This window comes from Methanoregula sp., from assembly GCF_028712425.1.
In the GTDB taxonomy this organism is placed as follows: Archaea; Halobacteriota; Methanomicrobia; order Methanomicrobiales; family Methanospirillaceae; genus Methanoregula.
In genome coordinates this window covers 1-26,536 of the sequence record NZ_JAQTQD010000005.1, presented here as the reverse complement: position 1 = coordinate 26,536, position 26,536 = coordinate 1, and the positions used below count along the sequence as shown (strand labels likewise).

Annotated in this window: 25 protein-coding genes, 1 tRNA gene and 1 pseudogene; 12 read left to right on the top strand and 15 right to left on the bottom strand. The window is 54.3% G+C overall.

The genetic code is table 11. The features are described 5' to 3' along the window. Positions 1 to 249: 249 nt before the first annotated feature. From PHF39_RS03760 to PHF39_RS03730, 7 genes are all read right to left on the bottom strand, one after another. On the bottom strand, positions 250 to 1,743 hold the full coding sequence (locus tag PHF39_RS03760; protein ID WP_300220327.1) for a hypothetical protein: 1,494 nt from the start codon (positions 1,741 to 1,743) through the stop codon (positions 250 to 252). 1 nt (position 1,744) lies between these two features. Continuing rightward, positions 1,745 to 1,936, bottom strand: coding sequence for a hypothetical protein (locus tag PHF39_RS03755; RefSeq protein ID WP_300220325.1), 192 nt, complete (start codon positions 1,934 to 1,936; stop codon positions 1,745 to 1,747). A 17-nt stretch (positions 1,937 to 1,953) separates the two neighbouring features. After that, positions 1,954 to 2,091 (bottom strand): hypothetical protein, encoded by a 138-nt coding sequence (locus tag PHF39_RS03750; RefSeq protein WP_300220323.1) that lies wholly within the window; start codon positions 2,089 to 2,091, stop codon positions 1,954 to 1,956. 68 nt (positions 2,092 to 2,159) lie between these two features. Beyond that, a complete protein-coding gene (locus PHF39_RS03745) occupies positions 2,160 to 3,203 on the bottom strand; it encodes a hypothetical protein (protein WP_300220321.1) in 1,044 nt (347 codons plus the stop codon). A 640-nt stretch (positions 3,204 to 3,843) separates the two neighbouring features. Next, positions 3,844 to 4,176, bottom strand: a complete 333-nt coding sequence (locus tag PHF39_RS03740; protein ID WP_300220319.1) for a 4a-hydroxytetrahydrobiopterin dehydratase — start codon at positions 4,174 to 4,176, stop codon at positions 3,844 to 3,846. Between the two features lie 82 nt (positions 4,177 to 4,258). After that, a complete protein-coding gene (locus PHF39_RS03735) occupies positions 4,259 to 5,824 on the bottom strand; it encodes a sodium:solute symporter family protein (protein ID WP_300220317.1) in 1,566 nt (521 codons plus the stop codon). Beyond that, entirely contained in the window at positions 5,814 to 5,939 is a 126-nt protein-coding gene (locus PHF39_RS03730; protein ID WP_300220315.1) for a symporter small accessory protein, read from the bottom strand. The genes PHF39_RS03735 and PHF39_RS03730 overlap by 11 nt, the downstream gene beginning before the upstream one ends. Before the next feature lie 288 nt (positions 5,940 to 6,227). Here PHF39_RS03730 and PHF39_RS03725 point away from each other — a divergent pair, with 288 nt between their 5' ends. Together PHF39_RS03725 and PHF39_RS03720 are read left to right on the top strand one after the other, a co-directional pair. Next, complete coding sequence (locus PHF39_RS03725; RefSeq protein WP_300220313.1) at positions 6,228 to 8,372, top strand: DEAD/DEAH box helicase; 2,145 nt, start codon at positions 6,228 to 6,230, stop codon at positions 8,370 to 8,372. Positions 8,373 to 8,431: 59 nt separating this feature from the next. Then, positions 8,432 to 8,869, top strand: coding sequence for a cupredoxin domain-containing protein (locus PHF39_RS03720; protein ID WP_300220311.1), 438 nt, complete (start codon positions 8,432 to 8,434; stop codon positions 8,867 to 8,869). A 155-nt stretch (positions 8,870 to 9,024) separates the two neighbouring features. Here PHF39_RS03720 and PHF39_RS03715 read toward each other — a convergent pair whose 3' ends face one another. The 6 genes from PHF39_RS03715 to PHF39_RS03690 form a co-directional block, all read right to left on the bottom strand. Continuing rightward, positions 9,025 to 9,228: a hypothetical protein gene (locus tag PHF39_RS03715; RefSeq protein WP_300220309.1), complete on the bottom strand. Its 204-nt coding sequence runs from the start codon at positions 9,226 to 9,228 to the stop codon at positions 9,025 to 9,027. A gap of 249 nt (positions 9,229 to 9,477) precedes the next feature. Continuing rightward, positions 9,478 to 9,562, bottom strand: a tRNA-Ser gene (locus PHF39_RS03710). A 74-nt stretch (positions 9,563 to 9,636) separates the two neighbouring features. Beyond that, positions 9,637 to 11,235 carry a thermosome subunit alpha gene (thsA, locus tag PHF39_RS03705; protein WP_300220307.1) on the bottom strand — a complete coding sequence of 533 codons (1,599 nt, stop codon included), beginning with the start codon at positions 11,233 to 11,235 and terminating at the stop codon, positions 9,637 to 9,639. A gap of 79 nt (positions 11,236 to 11,314) precedes the next feature. After that, on the bottom strand, positions 11,315 to 11,917 hold the full coding sequence (locus tag PHF39_RS03700) for an orotate phosphoribosyltransferase-like protein (RefSeq protein ID WP_300220305.1): 603 nt from the start codon (positions 11,915 to 11,917) through the stop codon (positions 11,315 to 11,317). 21 nt (positions 11,918 to 11,938) lie between these two features. Next, the gene (locus PHF39_RS03695; RefSeq protein WP_300220303.1) at positions 11,939 to 12,394 is read right to left on the bottom strand and encodes a nucleotide-binding protein; all 456 of its coding nucleotides are present in this window, start codon (positions 12,392 to 12,394) and stop codon (positions 11,939 to 11,941) included. Positions 12,395 to 12,444: 50 nt separating this feature from the next. Next, the gene (locus tag PHF39_RS03690; protein WP_300220301.1) at positions 12,445 to 13,293 is read right to left on the bottom strand and encodes a ribose-phosphate diphosphokinase; all 849 of its coding nucleotides are present in this window, start codon (positions 13,291 to 13,293) and stop codon (positions 12,445 to 12,447) included. 265 nt (positions 13,294 to 13,558) lie between these two features. Here PHF39_RS03690 and lonB point away from each other — a divergent pair, with 265 nt between their 5' ends. From lonB to PHF39_RS03670, 4 genes are read left to right on the top strand one after another with little or no spacing between them, the layout of a single operon-like run. Then, the gene (gene lonB, locus PHF39_RS03685; RefSeq protein ID WP_300220299.1) at positions 13,559 to 15,544 is read left to right on the top strand and encodes an ATP-dependent protease LonB; all 1,986 of its coding nucleotides are present in this window, start codon (positions 13,559 to 13,561) and stop codon (positions 15,542 to 15,544) included. A 5-nt stretch (positions 15,545 to 15,549) separates the two neighbouring features. Further along, positions 15,550 to 16,881 (top strand): TldD/PmbA family protein, encoded by a 1,332-nt coding sequence (locus tag PHF39_RS03680; RefSeq protein ID WP_300220297.1) that lies wholly within the window; start codon positions 15,550 to 15,552, stop codon positions 16,879 to 16,881. Then, entirely contained in the window at positions 16,862 to 18,154 is a 1,293-nt protein-coding gene (locus PHF39_RS03675; RefSeq protein ID WP_366144166.1) for a TldD/PmbA family protein, read from the top strand. The genes PHF39_RS03680 and PHF39_RS03675 overlap by 20 nt, the downstream gene beginning before the upstream one ends. Before the next feature lie 16 nt (positions 18,155 to 18,170). Then, entirely contained in the window at positions 18,171 to 18,434 is a 264-nt protein-coding gene (locus PHF39_RS03670; RefSeq protein ID WP_300220293.1) for a pro-sigmaK processing inhibitor BofA family protein, read from the top strand. Positions 18,435 to 19,220: 786 nt separating this feature from the next. On the opposite strand, the gene PHF39_RS03665 is transcribed toward PHF39_RS03670, so the two are convergent. Together PHF39_RS03665 and PHF39_RS03660 are read right to left on the bottom strand one after the other, a co-directional pair. Then, on the bottom strand, positions 19,221 to 19,919 hold the full coding sequence (locus PHF39_RS03665) for a KaiC domain-containing protein (protein WP_300220291.1): 699 nt from the start codon (positions 19,917 to 19,919) through the stop codon (positions 19,221 to 19,223). After that, positions 19,916 to 20,743, bottom strand: coding sequence for a hypothetical protein (locus PHF39_RS03660; protein WP_300220289.1), 828 nt, complete (start codon positions 20,741 to 20,743; stop codon positions 19,916 to 19,918). Before PHF39_RS03660 ends, PHF39_RS03665 begins: the two co-directional genes overlap by 4 nt. 238 nt (positions 20,744 to 20,981) lie before the next feature. Here PHF39_RS03660 and PHF39_RS03655 point away from each other — a divergent pair, with 238 nt between their 5' ends. The 6 genes and pseudogenes from PHF39_RS03655 to PHF39_RS03630 form a co-directional block, all read left to right on the top strand. After that, positions 20,982 to 22,727, top strand: coding sequence for a type II/IV secretion system ATPase subunit (locus tag PHF39_RS03655; protein ID WP_300220287.1), 1,746 nt, complete (start codon positions 20,982 to 20,984; stop codon positions 22,725 to 22,727). After that, positions 22,724 to 24,655 carry a type II secretion system F family protein gene (locus PHF39_RS03650; RefSeq protein WP_300220285.1) on the top strand — a complete coding sequence of 644 codons (1,932 nt, stop codon included), beginning with the start codon at positions 22,724 to 22,726 and terminating at the stop codon, positions 24,653 to 24,655. The genes PHF39_RS03655 and PHF39_RS03650 overlap by 4 nt, the downstream gene beginning before the upstream one ends. A 108-nt stretch (positions 24,656 to 24,763) precedes the next feature. Continuing rightward, on the top strand, positions 24,764 to 24,922 hold the full coding sequence (locus PHF39_RS03645) for a hypothetical protein (protein WP_300220283.1): 159 nt from the start codon (positions 24,764 to 24,766) through the stop codon (positions 24,920 to 24,922). A 4-nt stretch (positions 24,923 to 24,926) separates the two neighbouring features. Further along, positions 24,927 to 25,394, top strand: coding sequence for an alpha/beta hydrolase (locus PHF39_RS03640; protein WP_300220281.1), 468 nt, complete (start codon positions 24,927 to 24,929; stop codon positions 25,392 to 25,394). A 188-nt stretch (positions 25,395 to 25,582) separates the two neighbouring features. Continuing rightward, on the top strand, positions 25,583 to 25,912 hold the full coding sequence (locus PHF39_RS03635) for an ATPase (protein WP_300220279.1): 330 nt from the start codon (positions 25,583 to 25,585) through the stop codon (positions 25,910 to 25,912). Continuing rightward, positions 25,899 to 26,536 (top strand): annotated as a pseudogene (locus PHF39_RS03630) (V-type ATP synthase subunit I); the annotation flags it as partial. The gene PHF39_RS03635 and the pseudogene PHF39_RS03630, both read left to right, overlap by 14 nt.

Genomic DNA, 26,536 nt, shown 5'->3' with positions numbered 1-26,536 from the left:
CAGGTAATTAAGGATGTGGGAACCGGGAATTCCTGACGGGATTTTGTGTCCTGTGAAAGCCTTTTACTCTCCTCTCCCCCATACTATTCTGCGCGAGAATATCTAAGTGGCCAACAGAGGCAGACTCAAGATCTGTTCCCGAAGGGGTTCGCAGGTTCAACTCCTGCTTCTCGCATAGACTTCTTATTTTCAATATTTTTACATTATATTCCATTAAGTAAATTATTGAAAATGCTGTAAAATGAAGAATTATCCTTTGCATCGAAAAAGAGATAGCCCAAAGTAAAAAGAATCCGGGTTGTCCTTTGATGAATCTCGAAGCTCTCCATTTTCATACCACAATAAATAATTTGGAGATGTTATTAACACAGGGCTGGATTGTTTTGCTGATACGCTTGCATTAAAAATTATATGACCCAAGGACTGATTTTTCTCTCTAGTTTTACTATTACTAAATTCGAATACCCATACATATTTTGGAAATTCTGCTACTGAAAAAATTTGGGTAATTTCTTCTGGATATTTTAATTTATTAGAAAACCAGAATTTGATACGTTGCGAGCGCATTAAGAATGGTCTGATTTTTAATTCATCAATTGGTGAAAGTGAATCGAGATGTTTATCAATTTTTAAAAAATTTGGTAAAATTTTTTCTTCAAATATTTTTTTAATAAACGTATAATGGACTGTGTTTTCAGGAAGTAAGACCAACGCCTCCAATAAATGTTTATTAATAAATTCTTGAGGTATCACGATGAATGGTGCTAGATCGACATCATGAACGATGAAATCTGGATGTTCGCCATTTTTATTTAATGTATGGCCAACAGCAACGATAGCATGATATTTTTCCTTGTCCTTTTCTGTGGGTGAACACTCTTCAGATTTTTTCCATTTAGAATAAGTGGGTAGTAGTAATAAACTCTCAAAATCAAAAACTAAATACACAGGAATTTCTGATTCAATATAGGCGTATAATGTATCAGAATCCATCAAACTCATGTTTTTAGAATCTGTATGGATATGAGCGAAAAGTTTCGATAATTTGCAATCCCCTTTACATTCTGATTTCGTTTGTATTTTTTTTTCAATTTCTTGGTACTCATCTCTTTGAGGTATACCGTAATGATAATAGTATTCAAAATTCATTTTTTTAATAACGGCTTCAAAATCTCGTATACCATTTTTCGAGAGAGAGTTTTTAGGTAAATTCAATGCAATGTCTGAAAGTGAATAATATTGCAGCCCTAATTCATTTGCCAATGTAGTCAAGATAATCCATAGACTTGAGGGTGCACACGCGCCTAATTTTATATCGGGCATTGTGTAAGGTACTGTGGAAATTGTAGGATTTTCAAAATCATCAGACTTGTATGCTTTTTTACATGTAACAAAAAAACCGTTTTTTTCAGGAATTGGAAGAAATGCATCACAAATTGTTGCGGATGTTGGTCTGAAATCAAAATGTCCAAAATGTATATGTTCGTTGTATGTAGTTTTTTGTGATCGAATTTCTACATAATATCTGGAAGCCAATTTTTTTATATCGCTATTTGATAAATACTCATCAGGAAACTTATATCGCTCAAAAATGCTTTTCTCTTTCTCCCATTCTCGACAGTTTATTGATTTAACAACTAAGGTGGTTTTTAAGTTATCATCATATGCGATAGAACTTATTCTATCAATAAGAAGTTCAATATCATGAGAATTGGTATCGATGACATTAGATTCCGGAGTCATCTTAATCAAGGGGAAGAGAATAAGGAACAACCCGATTTTGCCATTCCTTCATGTCTTCAAATAATTTGCCATTATCTGAATTGATTTGTTCGAAAAAGGCAATTTTATCGATTTGATCACTGATAAAAGAATGGGAGGTTTTTTCGATTTTAAGATCAAGCCAGACGCAATTCATTTCAATGTCGTCTGGCATGTAATCCATTTTAATCTCTACAATGCAATACGTTTCTTTTTGGGAAAATCTTCTTCAATCTTACGCTCAAGCTCTTTCGCTTCCTTTTTACTGCGGATCATGCTAACATGTGATGCCTTGATTGGAAGAAGTGTAGCTTTTGATGCTTGTGTCATATTTATCCGTTATCTACGTTTAATCGATTAAAATACTAATATGTTGTGGTCTTACTCTATTATTTCTGCTACGTGTTAATGGTTATTGTTGAGTTATAGTTATTCGATATCATGGTCGAACATTTCGTTGGAATGTCATCAAAGGTAAAATTCAACACTTGATTGCAATCTGTTATATTGCATGCCTGTATGGTTGGATTCTGCGGACTAGATAATTGAAACAGCAGGATCAACAATAGTTCTGCAAACAATGTGCCAATTAATATGAGGTACTGTTTGTCATATCGCTCGAGTTTTGAATCTAAATCTTTAGAGAATAACCAGCCTTTAATCACGACTAAGCTTGTCATTACAAAAACCGGATAGGAAATTAAAAAATTACTTTCAATTAAATTATTTTTTGAGAGTAACATCGACACAATGAACAATGAAATTACAATCGCCGAAATTATTCCAAGCCATTTTCCAGCAACGATCCAATTGGAGATACTCTGATTAATTGCCTGTCTGTGGTATATTACTAATGTTTTGTCGTTACTCTCACTTTTGATGGAAAAATAAGAATTTTGGCCGCTTTCATCTTGCATGAACTTATCTTTCTTTGATAATTTCTCGACTTCCCCTCTGATTGGATTGCCGTCATTATCGAGAATATATGGGTAGTCGACAAATTGAAAATTATCTGATGATTTGATTGCAATATAGAGATTTATCTCTTCTTTTAAATCAAACACTAATCGACTGTATGGTGCGTTTTCGAACTGGGGAGCATCATCGTTATATCCCGAAGGTGAAACGTATTTTATGATAAGCGTTCGCCGTTCGTTTGGTTTTAATTCTCGATCATGTGGCAATTTGATATCGATTAAATATTGTGAAAAATCACCAGAACCTGCTTCCCGAGATTTGGAAAATTCTAGAATTTCATTGTTGGTGTCGAATATCCTTAAATATGGTTTATATTCGCCCAAATCGAATTTTATTGTGCTAATGGGACTTTTCGATTCATTAGAAAATGTAATTTCATGAGTGACTTTCAATGCCATTAATGTTTCGAATTCGAAAAAATAACGGAGCCTTTCAATTTTTGTCTCCGCCAATTCATCGCTCATGAATAAATCTCCTATTTGTAATTAACTACTAATTTGTGAATATAATAATATTTAAACAATTTTGTATTGTTCTGTTAAATAGAAAAATCTTTTTTTACATATGAAATTCTCATACCATTAGGATGGAGCTGGGACAATTCCTGCATGCATTAATCCGAGGCGGTAGTCCCCACTTTGGTTCTGCCCCGGATCCAGTGCCAGAGAACCGCTCCACTAAGAGGTGGTGTAGATACATCCTATGGCATGAGTGGGGTGGAGCGGGGATCTTCCCTAATAGTTTGAAATGGTGGGGGCCTCTTATTAATTGGGTTAGGTTACCCTCTCTTGTTACAGAATGTTCCCAACGAAATCGCTGCAAAAATTTCAAACGCGATCGTTTTTTTCCAATTTTACCCTGCCCGACCCCCCTTTTCAGGTATGCAAAAAACACCATAATTTCGTGTGGAATCTCCGAAGGAAAAATCCCCTAAAAACCTTCCACAGGAAGCCAGGGGGGGTCGGGCAGGGGAGGAATTTCATTCCGGATTTTTTTTCGCGCGAAAAAATTTTCAAACCGGAAATTGTTTGAAAAAACTGAGCCGGATCTGGTTGTTCCTGCGCAATCAATCCGGCAAAAAAATCCGGTCAAAAAAGAAGTGTCTTATTGTGCGGTGTCTTTTGCATTGAGCCGGGCGGCGATGATGAAATCGTTGAGGGTGAGCCCGCCGGCAGGATACGTATACAGGGAGACATCAACGTACCGGGACTCCCGCATGCAGATATCCGGGAAATGTCCCTCTTCTGTGGCAAGGGCTGCGATCTCGCCAAAGAATGCAATGCAGGCCGATGCATCAGTCAGGGTAAAAGTCCTGGAGATATGGCCGTTTTTTAAGCTCCAGCCCGGCACCTGCGCAAGGTATTCGAGGGTATCCTTTCTCGTGAGGGGCGGGGATCCGGCTTTATAAGTTGTGCACTTCTGGTGTGCGAGTTCCATGGTTATCACTTCTGTGTGCCGGCAAAAAAAGTTTCTCCAAGGGAGCCGGTACGCCGGGCTCCCACGGTACGGGTTTTTTCGGTTATGCGATGGCAGGAGCTGGCTGTGTTTTTCCTGCCTGCACCTGCATGACCACCATGACGATGAGGGAGATCGGGAGGGCGATCACGATCGGGTCAACCGCTGTCCACGGAGCGCCAAGGAGGGTGACTTTCCCGAAGAGTGCCTGGCAGAGGCCCAGAGGTTTTGCCTCTGCCGCGTGGACGAACGCAGTCCAGACAAACCAGACGACAGCACCGGTAACCATGCTCCACAGCGCTGCTTTTGTCGATGGCGCCTTTGCATAGACGCCTACGGCGAAAGCCGGCAGGAAGGCGCAGGCGCAGAGCCCCATGAACATGACGGTAGCCCGGGCAATGATGCTGATGGGCATGAGCAGGGCGAGGATCGTTGAGAGGACCATCATGATGACGATTCCTGCCTGGTGCGCCTTCAACGACAGGGCGCACTCCCTTCCGCGGCCCCAGAGATCGCAGATCAGGGCCGTGCCCATGGCATGGTACAGGGCAGAGAGCGTGGACATCGCAGCCGAGAGGAGCGTCAGCATGAAGATGACGACAAAGATCTCGGGCATGGCCTGGTTGATGAAGAGCGGCATGATGGCATCAACATTCCCGCCTGCAGCGTCAATAGCAATCTTCCCCGAGGTCTGGTAGAAGTACACGTTGGAGAGCGCTCCGACCGTGAAGGCGACACCGGTCATCATCAGAATGAACGGCCCGCCCACGAGGATTGCCCGGTTCAGGGACTTGTTGTCCTTTGCCGTCATGAACCGGACAACGAGCTGCGGCTGGGCGAGCACCCCGATACCCACACCGAGGACGAGGGTGGTGATGACCGTGAACCAGATCGGTGAGCCGAGTTCCGGCATGGTTGTCCAGCCGGTCATGCCCTGGCCTGCAAGTGCCGTGGGGACAAGATCAGCCATATTCGTGAGGGCAGTTGCCCCGGCGGTCCATCCCCCAACGACAACCAGCGTGAGGGCGAGCAGCACGGTCATGCCGATCAGCATGATGGTACCCTGGAAAGCATCGGTGTACATGACCGCGATGAGGCCCCCGAAGACCACGTAGACGGCCGTGATAACGGCAAAGAGGATCAGCGAGGTCGTGTAATCGATCCCGAGCGTTGGCTCAATGAACCGTGCTCCGCCGATGAGGATAGCAGCAGTATACAGGGGCATCGAGATAACTATGATGAAACCGGCAATGTACTGGAGGACCGGGGACTTGTAGATCTTGCACATCAGGTCCGGGAAGGTGACAGCCGAGAGGCGGTGGCCGATCTCCCGCGTCTTCTTGCCGAAGAGGACGAAGGCGAGAAGGATGCCGACCCCGATGTTGAGGACCGTCAGCCAGATCAGGCTCATCCCGAGGTTTGCTGCCTGTCCCCCGAACCCGATGATGGCGGACGTGGAGATGAACGTTGCACCGTACGAAAGGGCAATGATCACCGGGTGGCTGCACCGTCCGGCAACCAGGTAGTCCTCGGTACTTTTTGTCTTCCTGTACCCGAGATAACCGATGACGAGGGTGGCTGCAAGGTAGAGGAGCACCAGCGCCGTCATCGTCAGGGTATTAACTGCCATTACCGCCGTCCCCCTCGTTCCAGTACAGCCAGCCGTACACGATACACGCCAGGGCTAAGCCGATGGACAGCCCATAGCCGAGCACTATCTGTAAATCAGGAATTCCAAAGAGCATAGAAAAACCTCTGGTAAACTCTTCATAGCGACAATACACGGGGACCAAACAGAACGACGGTCCCCTATCTAAAGAAGAATGCGTAGCACGGGCTTAATAGAGAAACAGTGGAACAAGCCCTTTGCGACCTCATTGTTTACCGGATCTTAATCTGAAGACCACTCTATATAACGGTTTTCAATTATACGCTGGTGCACATCCCTGTACAATGCTATGTTGTAGCACGGAATCCCATGCCCGCGCAAAAGACCATATCGGTAGCGGCACAATCCTCATTCAGGTACAACCGTGACATCCGTCTTCTCCACCCTGCACGAGTCCCTCCGGCAGGTGCTCACCCAGCGGCTTGGCTGGTTTGAACTCCGCGAGGTGCAGGAGCGGGCCTGTGTCGCCATCTCGGAAGGGAACGACACGCTGGTGATCGCGCCTACGGCCGGGGGAAAGTCCGAGGCCGCCCTGATCCCGGTGATGGACGCGGTTCTGAAAAATGGGCTGCCCGGGGTGGCCTGCCTGTATATCGCACCCACAAAAGCGCTGATCAATGACCAGGAAGAACGGTTCTCGGCATTCTGCCTGCCGGCATCGCTGTCGGTGATGAAATGGCATGGCGATGTCAAAAAAGGGGGGCGGTCATGGAAAGGGGAGCCGCCCCATTTCCTGATGATCACCCCCGAGTCGCTCGAGGTCCTCCTGCAGGAGCGAACGCTCTCCCAGGACCTCCGGGAGGTGCGTTTTGTCATCATCGACGAGCTCCACGCATTCGTGGAGACCGACCGCGGCATCCATCTCAGGGTGCTGCTGGACCGGCTGGACGTGCTTACCGGGCACAAGATCCAGCGGATCGGCCTCTCTGCCACCGCCGGGAACCCTCATGAGATCCTCTCGTGGCTCTCCGATGGGAGGCAGGGCCGGAAACTGGTTGAGGTTGCCCCGGCACCCAGAGAGAAGCACTTTTCGTTCATCATCGAGCCGGACGAGGACCGGCGGACGAGTGCGCTGGCGGGGGTCGTTACCGGGAGAAAGGCGCTGGTCTTTGTCAACAGCCGGAGCGGTGCCGAGCACCTCGTGAAAGCCCTCTCCGGGCGGGTGCTTAACCTTCACATCCACCACTCGTCACTCTCGCCGGAGATGCGGAGAAAGGCCGAGGATGCGTTCCTGTCGGAGGGAGGGGCCTGCATCATCTGCACGAGCACGCTCGAACTCGGGATCGATATCGGCGACCTTGATGTTGTGGTGCAGGTGGGCCCGCCGGATACGGTATCGTCCTTTCTCCAGCGGATGGGCCGGAGCGGGAGGCGGGGACGACCGGCGTTCGTTGTCTTTGTGCTGGAAACCCCCTGCCAGCTGCTCTGCAGCTGTGCCATCATCGAATGTGCCATCGACCGCAGGGTCGAGGACCTGCAACCGCCGGAGCAGCCCTGGAATGTCCTCCTCCAGCAGCTCTTCCTCACCCTCCGGAGCGGGAGGGCAGGCAGGGGTACCCTTATGAAAATGCTCCTTTCCCGGCCGGTATTTTCCGGGATCCGGAAAGCGGAGCTGGAACGGCTTCTCCGGTATCTCATCGATGAGGGGTACATAACAACCGATGGCGAGATGCTGATGCCCGGCACCGAAGCGGAGCGGGTGCTGGGGAGATCGAACTGGAAAGACCTGTACTCGGTCATTCCCGGCGGCGGGGAGTACCGGGCCATGACGCCGGACGGCGAATCCGTGGGGAAGCTCGATGCCCGGTTTGTCAGCAGCCACAGCGACGGCGACGTGACGCTGGGCGGGAAGACCTGGTCGATGGTGAAGTGCGACGAGGGCCACAACATCGTGGTTGTTGTCCCGTCCGGTGCCGGCGGGGCCCGCACCTTCTGGAAAGGGAGTGGCGAAGCCGGGTTCTCCGGCCTCATCTGCGAGCGGGCGGGGGCTATCCGGAAGGAAGGAACAACCCGGCTGCCGCTTGGGGATCCCGAACGCGAAGTTCTCCAAAAAGCCCTGCAGGCAATACCGGAAGGGGTGGGCGGGAGCGGTCTCTTTGTGAGAGAAAGGAAGCGGGCCGGAAGAAAGATCGTGGAGGTGTACTCCTTCCATGGCAGCAGGTTCAACCGCGTGCTTGCGCCCCTCCTTGCCCACACCCTCGGGGGAAAGGCCCGGGTCAGTTCCGGCGATTTCCGTCTCCGCGTGTCGGGTGCAGGGAAACAGGATAGCATCCCCCGGGTGATTGCAGCACTGGAGGCAGTCCGGGCACTGAGTCCGGAAGAGATTGCGGAGATCCTTCCGGCACCCCAACGGGAGGCATGGAAATTCGCCGGGCTCCTTTCTGAACCTCTCTTCCGGAAGGCAGTACTCCCCGATTATTACCATATTACGGAGTTCAAACAAAGGCTTGCGGGGATGACGGTCACTGCGCTTCCCCCCGTAGCTCTGGAGCCTGGCACGGCAGAGTAACCCTCCCCCTCCTGAAGGAGGACGGATCCCTTTTTGTGATACCCCGGAAATAGGATCATATGCAGAAATGGTTCGCACTTATCGCCCTTGTTGCAGTTCTGATGCTGGTTTCCGGGTGCGTCCAGGAAACTTCCCCTGAACCATCTTCAACCCCGGTTCCGGCAACAACCGTCAAGCAGGTAACCACTCAGAAAACCCCCCTGCCTGTTGTAACCACCATCCCCCCCACACCAACGCTCACTCCCTCAACATTCGATGTCTATATCTATGACACAGGCTTCTCCCCAAAAGAGATCACAGTCAAAGTGGGATCGCAGGTGCGATGGGTTAATGTGGACGAGGGTCCCCACCGTGTCAGTTTTGTCACGGGTGGTTTTTCCGAGCACCTGCTGGGACCAAGTGGATCCATGAGCCAGATGTTTATCCGCCCAGGCATTTATGATTACAGATGTAAAATCTCGCCTACTATGCAGGGAAGGGTAACGGTATTGGAATAAAACGATCACAGGGCAGTCCTGCGGTCCTTAATCTCTCCTTTTTGCACAAAACAATGGTATAACGGAAATAGCGGAAAGAACCGTTTTTCCGGTATGACTTCAATACACCGTCAGCAAAAGACGATATAAAAAAACCCGTCCGGGCTAAAAGAGACTTAGAGCCCGACAAGGCGGAGGATGGTACCAACGAGGATACCGAACATGGAGGTTGACGCCGAGAGCATCCCGAGCAGGATATACCCGACGATGGCCCCGATCTTCAGGGGCATATAGGTGCGGTTCAGGTTCAGCCTGCGGACGGCGCGGAATGACTTTGCGTCAGCGGATATGGGAGGTTTGTTCTGTTTGATCCGGAGCATTCCTGTTCACCTGTTCCCGGCCGCGGCCCGGTTCCCTGTGGGTCGCAGCCTGTACTGATCATATAATATGAAGATGCGATATTTATTGGTTGTGAATGAACGATAACAGGAAAAATCAATTATATGGATTTTTAGGGAAAAATCCATCCAGTATGGGAATATTTTTCAACTTTTTCGGGAGAAGAGGTCCACATCACTGCACCACTCTATGAACGGAAACGGAAAAGCAGGATCGGGACACGTGGTTGACGCCGAGGGGGAGAGTTGAACTCCCGAGGCGCGAAGCGCCAGTAGCTTTCGAGGCTACCGCCTTTCCGGGCTAGACTACCTCGGCACCCGGTTCTCTATTTTTTCTTGCCAATCACTCTAATAGTTATCTGATAAAAAAGGGAAGCTGGGTTTTTACCGTTACATCCCGGGAGCGGCACCGGCCTTGCCACCCTGCTGGGTGATCATCATGTCATCGACGCGGATGAGCATGATGGCAGTCTCGGATGCGCTCTGGATGGACTGGCGCTTGGAACGGAGCGGCTCGATAACGCCCTCGGCCAGCATGTCAACGACCTTGCCCTGGTACACGTTCAGGCCGGCGTTCTTCTTGCCCTTTGCATGGGCATTCTTGAGTTCCACGATCTTGTCGATGGGATTGAAGCCGGAGTTCTCGGCAAGTGCCCGCGGGATGGACTCGTAAGCGGTTGCGTAGCCCTCGATGGCGAGCTGAACACGGCCACCAACGGTCTGGGCATAGTCGCGGATCTTCATGAGCAGCTCGGTCTCGACCGCTGCACCGCCAACAACATAGGTCCCGTCTTCCATGGCATCCATGACAACGCGGGTCCCGTCAACAACCGCCCGCTCGAGCTCGTCCAAAAGGTAGTCGCTCGTCCCCCGGAGGAGGATGGTGATGGTCTTGGGGTTCTTGCAGCCGGAGATCCTCGTGACATTTCCTTCCGTGTCTTCCTCGACAAGGTCGGCAGTCCCGAGGTCCTTTGCTGTCAGTGCATCAGGCTTTGCAATAATGTTTGCATTGAGTGCCCGGGCAGCATACTTCATGTCCTTCTCGGGAACATCCTCGATAGCAAAGACTCCTGCCTTTGCCAGGTAGAACTGCGCAATATCGGAGATGCCTTTCTGGCAGAGGAGAACGTTTGCGCCGCTGTCAATGACGAGGTCGGCAAGTTTCTTTAATGCCCCGCGCTCCTGCTCGGAGAATGCGTTCACCTGCTCGGCGGTGGAGATCTTGATCTTAGCCTTGACCTGGGTCTTGGTGATCTCAAGCGGGGATGCGATCAGAGCGACTTTGGCTTTCGGGATCTTCTTTGGCATCCCGTCGTTGACACGGACCTTGTCGATCACAACGCCGCGGATCAGCTCTGCATCGTCCATTGCCTGGCCCTTCTGCTTCTTGATCATGACATCATCTTCGTCAACAACGATCTTCCCGTTCGCCTTCTCGGCAACGGCCATGACCGCATCGACGATGATGCCGTCCAGCTTGTCCTTGATCTGCTCAACCGACTTGCCGGTGATTGCCGTGTCGGTGATCTTCAGGAGGGTCTTCCGGTCGGTTGCATCGACCTTGTAGGAGAGGCCGGTTGTTATCTCAATGGCCTTCTCCATGCCCATGCGGTATCCCTGGGCAATAACAGTCGGGTGGATACCCTGTTCGAGCATGATCTCGGCCTGTTCCATCAGCGCGCCGACAAGGATGATTGCGGTGGTGGTCCCGTCGCCGACTTCATCGTCCTGCGTGTTGGCGACCTCGATGACCATCTTTGCGCCGGGGTGCTGAACGGCGATCTCGCTTAAGATCGTTGCACCGTCATTCGTAATGACGATGTCACCCGTGGAGTCAACAAGCATCTTGTCCATGCCCCGGGGGCCAAGCGTCGACTTCACGGCGCCGGCAATTGCCTTTGCGGCCGCAATATTCGAGCGCTGGGCTTCTTTCCCGGTATTACGCTCCACATTTTCTTTTAAAATGATAATAGGCTGTCCAGATAGCATAATGGATCCTCCGATGTTGTAAAAGGTGGAATTGAACTTCTATATAAATTATATGGTGTAATCCCGGAAAAGGAATGGACTACACCGGAGATACCTTGAAGAGCGAATAGACCGGCACGCCATCGATATCCCTGATGCCGCGCTTGTCAAAGATGACCCAGATGGCAACAGGGGTCGCATTGTGCTTCTTGAGGTACCGGACAACTTCTTTCATGGTATTGCCGGAAGTGATGACATCGTCTACGATGATGCAGCGTTGGCCGGTGACGGGTGCGAAGTTCCCGCTGATCGAACCCGTGGGCTTCTCGCTCTGGCTCTGTTTAGCCGGGTGATAGATTGCGAGTTGCGTGGCTTCCTGGACCGCAATCAGGGTAGCAAGCGGGATACCCGAGAGGGCAATACCCACGATGACATCTGCCACCGGAGATCCGGCAGTCTCCTTCTGGGACTGGTAATACCGGTTCAGGAGCATCAGGGCAGTCTCTTCGAGCATGGGGGCATGGCTGGAGACCGCGGTCCAGTCGATATGGACATCTTTTGGGGCGGACGTTCCCTTGGCCTGCGTGAGGAGCCATGTCACCGTTTCCATGGAAAGGGAGAGTTCATCTGCAATCTGACCCGGGCTGTGCCCTTCCGAAAGGAGCACTTTCGCCTTCCCAATCAGATCGTCTAACGAAGACATGCACAAAAGCTCTTCTGGCAGCTATTTAAGTTTTCTTTTAATCGCTGCGCCGCAGACCGGGCAATCGCCGTCGTGGCTGTAATACCGGCCGCAGCCTGTGCACCGGTACTTCCAGCGGACCTGTCGGGCTTTTCTCTGCAGGATGGGGCGTGTCTCAACGCCGAGCACCCCGGCAACGTTCTGGATGGCAAAATCATCGGTGTACAGCACGGCGCCGAGCTCCTTTGCAAGCGCGAGGAGATCCCGGTCGGTGCCGGAGATCACGCTGCTGTCCCGGGTTTTCTCCGCTGCACGGTCCACTGCACGAAGACTATCTCCGGCAGGAGAGAGAACGGTAAGTCCCTTTGCACACAGTTTCTCAAAGTTCCCCTTTGCCCGGATATCGATGAGTTCATCGCAGACGGATGGTGTTGTGAAAAGTTCACCTTCTAACGGGATCTCAGAAAAGAAAACGCTCGCATCAAGGACGGCCTTCATAGGGCAGGGATCCGCCAGAACAGGAAGGGGATCATAGACGCTGGCATGGCTCAGGGCGTTCGTACCGCCGCTGCAATGGTGTTAGCGGCAGAAACCCTGCTGCAGCCGCGCTCGATCGTGTCGCTGCTGATGACATCCCGGACGCCTGCCGAGATAAGCCGCGCATAGGCGCCGCCGGTCAAAACCCCGTGGACGCAGGCGGCATAGACATCGGTTGCGCCCTGCTGGTAGAGCATGCCGGCTGCCGTTACGATGGTGCCGCCGGTCGAGATGATATCATCGACAATGACGACCGGGCGGGAGGCAGCGCAGAGGTTCTTGGGAGCCATCCGTACCTCCATTCCGGAGAGCCGCGTCTTGTCCAGGTGATCGTACTCCCACCCGCCGGTTGCCGCAACCTGCCCGGCAAACGCAAGGGCCCCGTCATCAGGCGCCAGGATGAGGGGATTTTTGAGGCCAAGCGTCCCGACATACGCCCCGACCTCCGCTGCAACGGATATGTTTTTTGCCGGGACAGTAAAGTGCTCCAGGACTGCCGGGTCGTGGATGTTGACCGTGATGACCTCTGTAACGCCCCGGCTGAGTGCCTTTGCCACGGCACGTGCCGAGAGGGGTTCTCCCTTTTTGAACTGTTTGTCCTGGCGCGCATAGGCCATGTAGGGGAGGACGAGACGGGTACTCGAAGGTTCGCAGGCATCAGCAAGGAGCATCAGCTGGACCAGCGCATCGTTGTCCACAACACTTGCAACAATCAGCGTCTCGTCATCAAGATCGCCGGCAACAAGATACTGCTCACCGTCGGGAAACCGGGAAAACGCGACACTTGCAACCGGCACTTTCAGCACTTGTGCAACGCGGGCACCGAGCACCTGCGACCGTTCTGTACAAATCACTCTCATGGTATCGTTCCCCGCCCCGGTGCCTGCCCGGCGCTTATCAACCAAGTACTTGGAAGATAAACCCTATTGTAGTTTTCCGATTGGCGGCACCGGCTGGTGGAAGGAACAGAAGAAACCGGGGGATGAACCGGGTTTATGGCGCTGGCAGGGTGGAAAAAATGCGACCGCGAAATCCCACGCCTCCCTGCCGTGCTATCAGCTGAAAGTACTTAAACTTGCATGAGACAATGTATATGAAAATCCATCCGCAGAGGGCATCATCGTCATGGAAAGTGCACCAGAACAACCACTCCCAAAAGATCAGTTTGAAGAGCCGGCAAAACCGGAAACTGCGGCTCCCGAAGTCTCCCCATCCCCGGCAACCGCGCCAGGGGCAACCCCTGAGGGCGGAGTTGCGACATCATCGCAGATTGAAGTCCCTGCATCGTTAATCGACCAGGTAATCGGCCAGGAGCGGGCAGTCGAGGTCATCCGGAAAGCGGCGATCCAGCGCCGGCACGTGATGATGATCGGCAGCCCCGGGACGGGTAAGTCCATGCTTGCAAAAGCGATGGCCGAACTTTTGCCCAAGGAGGAGCTCCAGGACATCCTCGTGTACCCGAACTCCGATGACTCCAACAACCCGGTCATCCGGACCGTTGCCGGGGGAAGGGGCAAGCAGATCGTGGGCGCCCACAAGGCCGAGGCCAAGAAGAAGTCCCAGTTCCGGCAGACCCTCATGATGCTCCTCATGCTCGGTATAGCGGGATATGCTATCATTACCATGCAGCTCCTGATGGGGCTGATCGCGGGCGCATTTGTCTTCATGGCCCTTCGGTACTCGACACCCAGGGAAGAAGCGATGGTGCCCAAGCTTCTTGTCTCGAACGATACCAAGAACATCGCCCCCTTCATTGACGGCACGGGCTCTCATGCCGGCGCCCTGCTGGGGGATGTCCGGCACGACCCCTTCCAGAGCGGCGGCCTTGAGACCCCGGCCCATGACCGGGTCGAGGCCGGGGCCATCCACCGTTCGAACGGCGGCGTCCTCTTTATCGACGAGATCAACACCCTGGACCCCCACTCCCAGCAGAACCTGCTCACGGCCCTGCAGGAAGGGGAGTTCCCGATCACCGGGCAGAGCGAGCGGTCGAGCGGGGCGATGGTGCGCACAGAACCGGTCCCCTGCAGGTTCGTGATGATTGCGGCAGGCAATATCGATGCCATCCAGGGAATGCACCCGGCACTCCGGTCACGTATCCGGGGATACGGGTACGAAGTCTATATGGCCGAGAGCATGGAGGACACTCCTGAGAACCGGCAGAAATATGTCCGGTTCATTGCCCAGGAGGTCAAAAACGACGGGAAGATCCCGCACTTCGACCAGAGCGGCATCGACGAGATCATACGGGAAGCCCGCCGGCGCTCGAACCGTAAGGGCCACCTGACCTTAAAGCTCCGCGACATGGGCGGCCTGATCCGGGTTGCCGGTGATATCGCCCGGCAGGAGAATGCCCCAATAACGACAGCAGCGCATGTCATCACGGCAAAGAAGACCGCCCGGTCCATCGAGGACCAGGTCTCGGACGAGATCACCCGCCACCTGCGCGAATACGAGATGACAGTGGTGGAAGGCACCCGGGTCGGCCGCGTGAACGGGCTTGCCGTCACCGGCAGCGATGCCGGATCCGTTCTTCCCATCATGGCAGAGGTTACTCCGGCAATAGGAAAGGAAGGTGGTGAAGTAATTGCCACCGGGATGCTCAAGGAGATTGCCCAGGAATCGATCAAGAACGTCAGTGCGCTCCTGAAAAAATTCACCGGCAAGGATGTCAAGAACATCGATATCCACATCCAGTTCATCGGCACCTACATGGGTGTGGAGGGTGACTCGGCTTCGGTGAGTGTTGCGACCGCTGTTGTCAGCGCCATCGAAGGTATCCCGGTGCGCCAGGACCTTGCGATGACCGGTTCGCTTTCGGTGCGGGGCGATGTACTCCCAATCGGTGGTGTCACCTACAAGATCGAAGCAGCAGCGAAGGCAGGGATCAAGACGGTCCTCATTCCCCGGATGAATGTTGGCGATGTGTTGATCGAGGAACGGTACAAACCGCTCGTTACAATTATCCCTGTCGATACGATCGATGATGTTCTCAAATACGCTCTCGTCCCGGAGAACTCGGAGAGTTTCCTCACCAAGCTCAAGAAGATGGCGATGCGGTCCACAGCAATGATCGCAGAAGCGCCGGAGATCAACCCGACAACGGCCTGAATGCGATGGACGGCATCTCCTACTACGACCTGAGGCACGTGACCGGCGAGGTCACACACATCGATATCGATAACGGTGTGGTCGAGTCTGCCGGAACCTCTTTTTTCAACAAGGCGATCCTTCGCGTCCTTGTCCGGTCCGGGTGGGGCGTGCTCCAGATCGACAATTTCACCACCTGCACCGGAAGGAAATTCGATGAGCTGCTGGAACGGGCGGCCCGCCTTGCCGTGATAACGGAGGAGCAGGTCGTCCTCGGGGATGTGCAGCGCCGCCAGCTGCCCGTCCCGCCCCTGAAGGAAGATCCGCGGGAGATCGGTCTTGAAGAGAAATCCGCGCTCCTTGCAGAGATCGAGAGGAGTGCCACGCTCCCGCTTATTGTCAACCGGCGGGCAAACTATATCGAGAAGTTCGAAGAGGTCCGCTTCTCCGACAGTTCCGGCAACGAGTTCACGTACGGGATGGGGCGGTCGGGATTCAATGTTCTCGCCGTGGCATCGCGGAATGGCAATGTCCAGATGGGATACGAACGGGAGCATTCCATCCACGGGTTCAATCTCCGGCACCAGCAGGACGTGGGCAGGAAAGCGGCACAAACAGCAGTCTCCCTGCTGGACGCAGTGGCTGCGAAAGGCGGAAAGATGCGGGCAGTGCTCGATCCCGAACTGGCCGGGGTTTTTGCCCATGAAGCCGTGGGCCACGCGAGCGAGGGCGACCTGATCCAGGAGGGGAGTTCGGTTCTGAAAGGGAGGACCGGGGAACGGATCGGGAACGAAACCCTCACGATTGTCGACGACCCAAGTCTCTGCGAGTTCGGGTTCGATCCCGTTGATGCAGAGGGGGTAGCCGTTTCACGGACCGAGATCATCCGGTGCGGGGTGGTCAACGCCTTCCTTCATAACCGCGAATCTCTGGTGGCGGTCGGGAACGGGATTGCCGGCCATGCCCGTGCCATGCCGGGAGAGCCCCCGCTGGTGCGGATGAGCAACACGTTCATCGAGAACGGCGACTCCACAAAAGAGGAGATCTTTGCTGAATGCAAAAACGGGATCTTCCTTGCCGGGTCCCGCGGGGGGCAGGTCGATCCGGGCAGGGGCGTTTTCCAGTTCAACGCGGAGTACGGCTACCTTGTCGAGAACGGCGAGTGCACGAAGATGGTCCGCGATGTCTCCCTCACGGGCGAGATCCTCTCGACCCTGCACCAGATCGTGCTGTGCGGGAATGACCGGAAGATGAGCCCCGGGTATTGCGGGAAGGGCGGCCAGAGCGTCCCCGTGAGCGACGGGGCTCCCCATGTTCTCTTAGTGGATGCGGTGGTGGGTGGCAGTGGAATGGATTGACCAGCTGATCCGGGAAGCGGAGAAAAGTGTTGACGAAGTCGAGGTCTTTTACGTTGAGGGCACCAGCATATCAGCCGATCTCCGTAAGAAGAAGGTGAGCCACGCAACCACCTCGCAGGACTGTGGCCTCGGCATCCGCACGATACGGAAGGGACGGATCGGATCGTCCAGCACGAGCGATCCCGGCCGCTGGCGCGAGTGCCTGAACGCGGCAATTGCAAGCGGGAACCTTGCCACGCCGCAGGAATGGAAAGGGCTTCCCGGGCCGGAACCGCTCGACCAGACGCCCCTCTCGTTCGATCGTTCGCTGGAAGTCGGCCCCGTGACTGCCGGAAAACTTCTGGAGGCAATGCTGGAGGGTGCTGAAGAGCACCCGGCCGAAGTGACCTCGGGATCAGCGGGAGTCTCATCCCTTGAAGTGACCCTTGCGAGCAGTCATGGCATTCGGTACACCAGCCGCCACACCTCGGTCTCCCTCTCGCTTGAAGCCATCCATGGGCAGTCCACGGGATACGAGTTCGATCACTCGTGGGCACTGGACCGCGTGGACCCGACAACTGTCGGGGAACGGGCAACGTTCTTTGCCTGCGAATCCGCAAAAGGGAAGGACATACCGACCGGTGACTACGATATCCTCCTCTCCCCCCTTGCCTACGCGGAACTCCTTGGCACGGTCTTTGTCCCCGCCCTGAGCGGCCGCAATGTCCACGCCAAACGCTCGCGGCTCGCGGACTGTCTCGGGCAGAAAGTTACCGATCCGTTGATCTCGATGTACGATGACCCGCTCCTCCCCGGCGCGGACGGAAGCTCCTGCTGGGACGCGGAAGGGATGCCGACAAAACGGACCGACTTCATCCGCGATGGCGTCCTCTGCGCTTTCGCCTACGACCTGAAGACCGCATACCGGTACGGAAAGCAGAGCACGGCAAACGCGGTACGGGGCGGGTATGGGGGATCCCCGTCCATCGGCCACCACAACTTCGTCGTGGATGGGAAACGGGATACCGTTGATGACGAACGCGTGATCTTCGTGCACAATGTTGTCGGGGCCCACACGGCAAACCCGATGAGCGGCGAGTTCTCGGTCGAGCTCTCCAATGCGTTCTTCCGTGAAGGAGGGGAGTTCCAGGAACCGATCCGGAGCGCCATGCTCTCGGGGAATGTCTTTGATCTCCAGCACCAGATTACCGGGCTGAGCCGGGAATCAAGGGCAATCGGGTCCCTGATCCTTCCGTCCGTAAGGATAAAGAAACAGCATATCATTGGTAAATGAGGAAAGGGTTTTTTGTATGACCAATATCCTCGTTGCCATCATCCTTGTTATCGCCATCATCGCCATTGTCTGGTTCCTGGTGAAGCAGCTCTCGGTCCTTGTCGTAAATGCCATCTGCGGCCTTGTCGGCCTCTTCCTGATCAACTTCCTCCACGTGATGCAGTGGATGGGAAAGCCTGACCTCGGTTACGATGCCGCACCCCTCCTCATCTGCGCCATCGGCGGGATCCCCGGTGTCCTGATCCTGATGCTGCTGGGGATTCTTGGGATCACGATCTGAAAAAAAAATCCGGACAATTTTTTTTATCGAAAGTGTCTCCCAAAGGAATCCGGAAAAAATCCGGAAAAATTTTCCATAATAAAAAAAATTTTTTCTGCGGTACTGGACAACGTCTTGGCCGGAACCGAATCCTGAAAAAAATCCCCAATTGGATCTCTGGCAGAATTCGACAGGGAGATCTCCTGTTGCCAGGATTGTTGTCCCGGAACCTGCAGGTCCTGGTAAATTACGCCCCCTATCGGGATGCGGAAATCCGGGCCTTCTACGGGCTCCGTTTGGCCTGATTTCCGGACCCAGAGGGAATAATACCGGAAAATGAGGGAATAATTTTGGTGAAAGACCTGCTTTTACGCCGGATGGGGGAGGTAAATTTTTGCCACATTCTCAGGGCTGAAAAGAGGGGGACGCAGGTTTTTGTATGTCACAGGGGCGATCCACTGCCCGGACGACTTCTATGATGGTTTCCTGGCCAGCAGGGATTTTACGTCGTAGAATCTATGTCTGGGGAGCCAGTTTCCAGTCGAAGAATCCCGAAGGAGTCGGTCGAAGACCTACTGTCTTCGAAGAACTACGTTCTTCTCATCTCACAAGTCTGATGACTTGTTCGATTCTCCTGCTTCAGGTCTGGCGACCCTCAGCATTCTCCAGCTCCTGGTTCTGATGAATCCGAGACCTTCAAAAAAAGGTCGAGGAGGAGAAGAGCCATTGACTCTTCGACCAATCGGAATTCGAAGATTTACCCGATGGAAAATCTTCTCTACCTCCTGGTTCTGATGAACCAGTCGGTTAGAATACATTCGCTTCCGAGTACACCAGCACTTGGTCCTGCTGGAGCTCGTACGGCTTGATCTCGCGGGAGTGTTGTGACATCCGCATCTTCACCACTTCAAGGGCAAGGTGGACCGCGGAGAGATCGGATGGCCGCAAGTAGCGAAGGAGGATGACGGTATCGGAAAGGTACTCGATGAGGCCATGGCGGCTGGAGAAGACATTGTCCCGGTGTGTCTCCGATGTAAGCATGATGGTACAGTTCTTGTCGCGGAGCCCCTCGATGAACCGGAACATCTCCTGCCGGCGCTCGGAATCCGTGGTGAAGAGGTCCTCGAACAGGGAGATTGGGTCGATGACGACTCTTGTTGCCTTCACCTCCTCGATCAGCTTGGGCAGCTCGTTCTTGATCCGGTTATTGGCACGGTCGAAGTCCGTTGGATCGAGCTTGATCACGTACAGCGCCTTGTTCAGGTACGGCTTGACATCCCACCCTTTCTGCTCCATGTAGGTGAGGATACGCGCTTCCCGCTCCTCAAGGCTGATGTAAATAATGTTCTCTTTTTTCTTGAGCCCCTCCCAGACAAACTCCAGCGAGAAGGTCGTCTTTCCCGTACCGTAGGTGCCGATGATCGAACAGATGCTGTTTTTGATCAGCCCCCCGCCCAGCATATCGTCCAGGCCCGGGATCCCGATCTTGACTCGTTCGTTGTTCATATGACCACCCGGATATTGCTGACCTCAAACCCGCCAGCCTCCGATATCCTGACCGCAAACTTCACCAGGTCTTTTTCTTCCAGGTGGGGCATGACGCCGCGGAACTTCTCGAAGTACATAATCCGCTGCCGCCGGGCGCCGGTCGATTCCTCCCACTTGAAGAGGAGCACGGCATCTGCGATATCGGCAAGCTCCCGCTCCTGCGCAGACTCCAAAATCCCCCTGCTCAGCAGCAGGTATACCGTTGTGCCACGCTGCTTTGCTACCCGCTGCAGGCCTCTTAAGAAACCGGCAAGATTGGTCCAGCAATGCGGTACCGTGGACTGGGTCGCGATATCGGTGATGGAGTCAAGGATGATAAGGCCGCCGGGAGTGGCGTTGTTGACGGCATTTGCCAGCTGGACAAGGAGGCTGTCCTGATTCGCCCGCTTCTGCAGCCGGTTTATGACCGTGCTCTGGCTGTACCATTCATTCGGGACAACGCTGTTGTCGAAATAGAGCTCCGAGAGGTCGTCAAATTTAATGGCGTCAACCAGTCCCTCAAGTCCCGTGATATGGAACGAGTTCAGGATCTCCTGGCGCACGTCGTCCTTGATCCGGGTGAACGTGATGTACCGTATCTCCTGCGGGATAGCAAGGTTCTCCGGCAGGCTCCCCTTCATGAGACCGAGGATGTTGACAATCGAGCTGTAGGTGAACTCGTAACTCCCCGCACCGAGGTCCCCGAGAAGGAGGATGACCGATCCCGGCGGGACGCCCCCTTCAAGTACGGGGTCGAGCGAAGCGATACCGGTAGGCATTTTCTTGCGCTGAGAATCCTGCATTTTTGCCTCTCAATTGACGATCAATCGGAACGTTGCAAGAGAAAGTGTCATGGACTGGCACATAAAGATATCTGCCGGCAGGAGGGAGCGGGGCCGATCCGGGAAAAATGGAGAAAGGAACGATGAAACGCGCCGGCATTATTGCCCGGATATTCCCGCACAGACACACCCTTATATAATTTGATCTCACGAACTATACATCGGAACACCAGTATCTTCAGGAGGGAGAGAGCGGACCATGGGACTGGGAGATCTCATCAAATCCCGCAAACGAGTCGAGACCGGAACACAGCCCGGATCACCGGCCGATGGGCATGCTGCGGACGGGAGTGGAGCCGGGCAGCATGCCCCTGCGGCTGGCGGGGATGCTGCTGCAGCCGGATCGCCAGGGAAAAAACCCGGCCTCTCGATCCGCCGGCTCCTCTCGCTCGAAAAGGGCAGTGACAAGGCACCGGTAGAGGAATATGATTTCGAGCGGGACGGGCCACTCGTAGAAGCGAGCGTGCCGGAGACCTACGTGGCAGTTGACCAGTACTGGGTCGAGCAGGGCTGCTCGCTCGTTGTCATCGGCCTCAACAAGCGGACGAACCAGAACGAGTACCTCCTCTTCGAGCCAACACTCTCTGATTTCGAATACGAACTGCTCGAACGCCTTCATGAAGATCTCCGCGACGTGCTGATCCTCACATCGGATGAGATCCGGAGAGACAGAAAACACCTCCTCTTGGAGAAGATGAACGCGCTGGTCGAGGATTACGGCCTTGTTCTGGAACCTCACACCCGGTTCAAGATCCAGTACTTCCTGATCCGGAACTACATCGGGTGGTCGCGGCTCGACCCGCTGATGAAGGACCCGCAGCTGGAGGATATCTCCTGCGACGGCATCAGGATCCCCATCTTCCTCTACCACCGGAGGTACCGGAACATCAGGACCAATATCACCTTCGAACCGGACATCCTCAACTCCCTTGCCATCACGCTTGCGCAGCGGTCCGGCAAGCATATCTCAACCGGTGCCCCGATGATCGATGCCACCCTTCCCGACGGGTCCCGTCTCCAGCTGACATTCGGGACGGAAGTGACGACACGGGGCACATCGTTTACTATCCGTAAGTTCCGGGAAGAGCCGTTCTCCCCCATCGAACTGCTGGAGAACAAGACATTCAATCCCGAATCGCTCGTCTACTTCTGGCTCGCCATCGAGAACAACAAGAGCCTCATCTTCATCGGGGGAACGGCATCCGGGAAGACCACCTCCTTGAACGCGGTCTCGCTCTTTATCCCTCCGGTGGCAAAGGTGGTCAGCATCGAGGACACCCGCGAGATCACGCTCTACCACGACAACTGGATCGCAAGCGTCACCCGGGAAGCCCTGACCGAGGGCGGGAATGCCATCAGCATGTTCGACCTTTTGCGGGCTGCAATGCGGCAGCGGCCGGAGTACATCCTCGTCGGGGAAGTCCGCGGCCACGAAGCCCAGACGCTCTTCCAGGCCATGAACACCGGCCACACAACGTTTTCGACCATGCACGGCGGCAGTGTCGATGCTGCCATCCACCGGCTGGAGAGCGAACCCTTAAACGTGCCCCGCAACATGATGCAGGCCTTAAACATCGTCAGCGTCCAGGGGCTCATCTACCACGGTACCGAACGTGTCCGCCGTGCCCAGGAGATTGTCGAGATCGCGGGGATCGACCCCTCCACCGGCAACCTCCGCGTCAACAATGTTTTCGTCTACGATCCCGTCCATGATGCCATCAGCTACACCGGGAGATCGCAGATATACATGGACATTGCCGAGAGGCGTGGCTGGACCCGCGAGCAGCTGGAGAGCGAGATCAACCTCAGGAAATCGATCCTTGCGGCGATGATGAAACAGGGCATCCGGGATTACATCTCCGTTGCCTCGCTCTTCCATGCATACCATATCAACAAGAACAAAGTCCTGGACAATATCGAAGACCTCCGCAAGGTAATCGGATGATTCTCCGGAAGTACATTCACCAGTGGATCAAGCGCGATCCGGTCCGGTTCACGAGTCTCCATGCAGACATGATCTCCGCCCGGATCGGTATGACGCCAGAACAGTACGTCTGGCGTGCGGTGAAAGTCTCCCTTCTTGCCGGGTTCGCCTTTGCCGCACTCGGGTTTATTGCCAGCCTCTCCTTTACCCTGCCGTCCCTGGAAGGACGCATCGGCATCACCAATGTCTTCGGGCTGCAGCTGCCGGCCCTCTTCAGCGGCCAGCTGCCTGCTGTCGTCATCGCTGTCACTGTTCTTGTCCTTTCGTTTGGAATCGGCATGTATCTCGGGTACGCTCTCCTGATGAGGTTACCCGGCATCGAGAAGACGAACCGGGCGATCAAGATCAACCTGACCCTCCACAATGCGGTTGCGTATATGTACGCCATGCGAAAAGGTGGGGCCCAGCTGATGCCTATCTTCCAGTCCCTCTCGGAGCGTGCGGATATCTACGGCGAGGTTGCCCTGGAGTTCCGCCAGATTGTGAGGGACGCGGATTTCTTCGGGTACGATGTCGTCACGGCGATCCGGCATCTTTCAGAGACAACGCCATCGGAGAAACTCAAGCTCTTCTTAGAGGACCTCCTCTCTGTCATCGATGGCGGCGGGGACATGGGGGAGTTCCTCTCCATGAGAGTACGGATGTACCAGGAGGAGGCACGCTTTGAACAGAAGCAGTTCTTAAATGTCCTCTCGCTTGTTGCCGAAGGCTATGTTACGCTCTTTGTTGCCGGCCCGCTCTTCCTCATCATCATCATGGTGGTCATGGGGATGACCGGGGGCACCGCGGTCCTCCAGCTCTCGCTCGTCACGTATGCGATCCTGCCTATCGGGTCCCTGATATTCATCGTCCTCATCGACCTGATCTCCATTAAGGCCGAGAAGACGGAACGGTACACCACTATAAAATGGCTGCATGCCTACCCGGACATCACCATTGTCAAAAAGGACGACGAGGCACACCAGTTCGAGCAGCTGAAGAAGTACGACCGCATCCGCACCATTGCCGACCATATCCGTCACCCCCTTGAGAGCTTCATCACCAATGTCGACCACACGCTCTACATAACCGTCCCGATTGCTGTCCTGTACATCACCTCGGTGCTTCTGCGGGTTCCCCTGTACCGGGATATCGATGTTTATCTCGGTGTCATCGATGATCATATCGTCCTCGCCCTGCTCATCATCCTCATCCCGTATGCCATCTTTTACGAGATCTGGTCGAGAAAAGTCCTCGGCATCCAGTCCCTTGTCCCCGACTTCCTCGAGCGGCTGTCCGGTATCAACCAGGTCGGCCTCACCATTGCCCAGGCTATCGCGATCATGGTGAACACCAATCTCGGGCTCCTCAGCTACGAGATCCGGCGGATCAAGCGGGACATGGACTGGGGGGCGAACTTCACCGAGGCGCTCGTGCGTTTCGAGCAGCGGGTCAGCACGCCGGCAATCGCCCGCACCGTGACGCTGATAACGAAGGCAAGCGAGATGAGCGGCCAGATCAGCGAAGTCCTCTCCATAGCATCGAGCGATGCGAAGATGAGCGAGGCCTTGAAAAAAGAGCGGCTCACGGAGATGTTCATCTACACCGCAATCGTGTACCTGTCATTCTTTGTCTTCCTCTTTGTCGTTGCCGTCCTCACCATGCAGTTCCTTCCCATCCTTGCCGACATCGATACGCAGGGGCTCTCGTCCGCAGGCTCCATCGGGAGCTTCGGGTCCATCCCGCTGGCAACATTTGTCCGTATCCTGTATCATGCCTGCCTCATGCAGGCGCTCTTCTCCGGCCTGATCGCCGGGCAGATGGGGGAGTCGTCCGTTGCAGCGGGAGTCAAGCACTCCTGCATTCTCCTGATCATCGCGCTCGTGACTTTCAATGTCATCCTCGTTTAGGGTTTCCCCGGTAACGTGACGGGCATGTCGGGAATGCCGGATGTGCCGGTGGCGGAAAAAGATAGCCTTAAGTCTTTGCATGGAGATGTCGTAGTGAGGTGAACGAACGTGTGTACTGTTGGCGGAGGCCCCACCGGGGACCTGAATTTCGATGAGCGGGTCAAGGGGAAGAGGTACCGCTGCAATGAGTGCGGCGAGAAGTTCGAGAGTATCAGCAAGAAGCCCGTCTGTGCAAGCTGCCAGTCCGAGGACGTAACGGAACTCTGATACCATGATCGTGCCGCTCAGGGATGAGTTCCTGCTCATCTCCGGCACCCGCTCTTTTCTGCTGGTGGCAAGGGCCGGCTCCCTTTTTGCCCTTCGTATCGAGGCCCCGGACATGGAGTACAGCCAGACGGTTGAACCAGGAGATCTCATTGCTGTCTCTGCCCCGGAGGGAGGGTCTCACGAACCGGCGTTCATGCTTGCCGAGTTTGTCAGGACGTACCGGATGCCGTTGATCGTCCTGCCAAAGGACCACCCGGGCTCGAAACGGTTCTCGTACCTGGTGTCAGTCGGGCCGCTCATCACCACGAGCTGCTCTATCCGGCGGGGGACCCACCCGGAGCAGCACCTGGTCTGCTCCAGCGATGAGCTTGCCGGGATTACCCTCAAAGCCCACTCTGAGGGCATCGAGGTCCTGGACCTGCCCGAAAGTGCCACGCACCGGTATGTCAATTACCGGATATTAACCGGTTAGTCGCAAACCGTTAACATCGCCGGCGTATCGTTCCCCCGGATTATCCGGCAACCGGCAAAATAAAAATCCCCAGCGATTGTTTCCGATAACAACACAATTAAACGCCATTTTCGTCCTCTCCAGTAAAATAGCAATACATATATGGCTTTTTTTACCTATTATTGTACTTGCCGTGAGAGGAGGGTTGGATGAAAACTGAGGTCCTAAACGACATCAAAAAAGCGGAAAATGACTACCTGTCCACAATCAGCAAGGCCCAGGAAGAGAAGAAACAGCGACATTCCCAGGCCGAGCTTGAGGCGGACAATCTGGTAACCAAAGCGCAGAGCAATGCAGAACAGTACAAAAAGCTGAAACTGGAAGAAGCACGGCACCAGGCGGCACTTAAGCACGCTGAAATCATCAAAAGCGGCAACCAGCGCGCAGCGGCACTGAAAGCAAAAGGGGAACAGAACCTCTCAAAGGCAGTGCAGCTGCTGGTTTTGCGGTTTAAGGAGCAGCTGCATGTTAAAGCCTAAGCAGATGAGCCGGCTCCTCATCGCCGCATCACGGGACCAGATGAGTCCCGTTATCGCGGAGCTCTACCGCCACCACCTGTTCCATATCGAGGAATATGTCGAAGGCGGCAAAGCAGGCTATGAGGGCTTTAAGATCGGCACACCACTTTCAGGCTCCAGCGAAGTGTCCGTTGATCTGCTCAGGATCCGGGCTGTTGAAAATGCCGTCTCCATCAATGCGGACGACATGGATCCCGTGAAGTCCGGCACGAAGGCCGAACTGAAGGCACAAATCGAACGGGAACTGCCGGTCCTCGCAAACGAGGTCGAGGAACTGACAGGCCAGCGCGGGAAACTTGAGAACAAGGTCAAGGAGTTCGAGCAGAAGATTGCCGAGATCGCCCCGTTTGCTGACATCCCGGCCGATCTTTCCTTGTACCGCGGGTACCGGGATTTCACCGTCTACGCAGGGTACGTGGCAAAAGAAGTCGTGCTCTCCGTCCCGAATGAGATGCAGTTTGTCAGGGGGAAGGAGAAGAACTTCGTTGTCATAGTTGCCCCGTCAGCGCAGAAGGGCGAAGTCGAGCGTGCCCTGCAGGAAGCAGCATTCCAGTCAGTCCAGGTCCCAAGATCGAAAGAGCACAC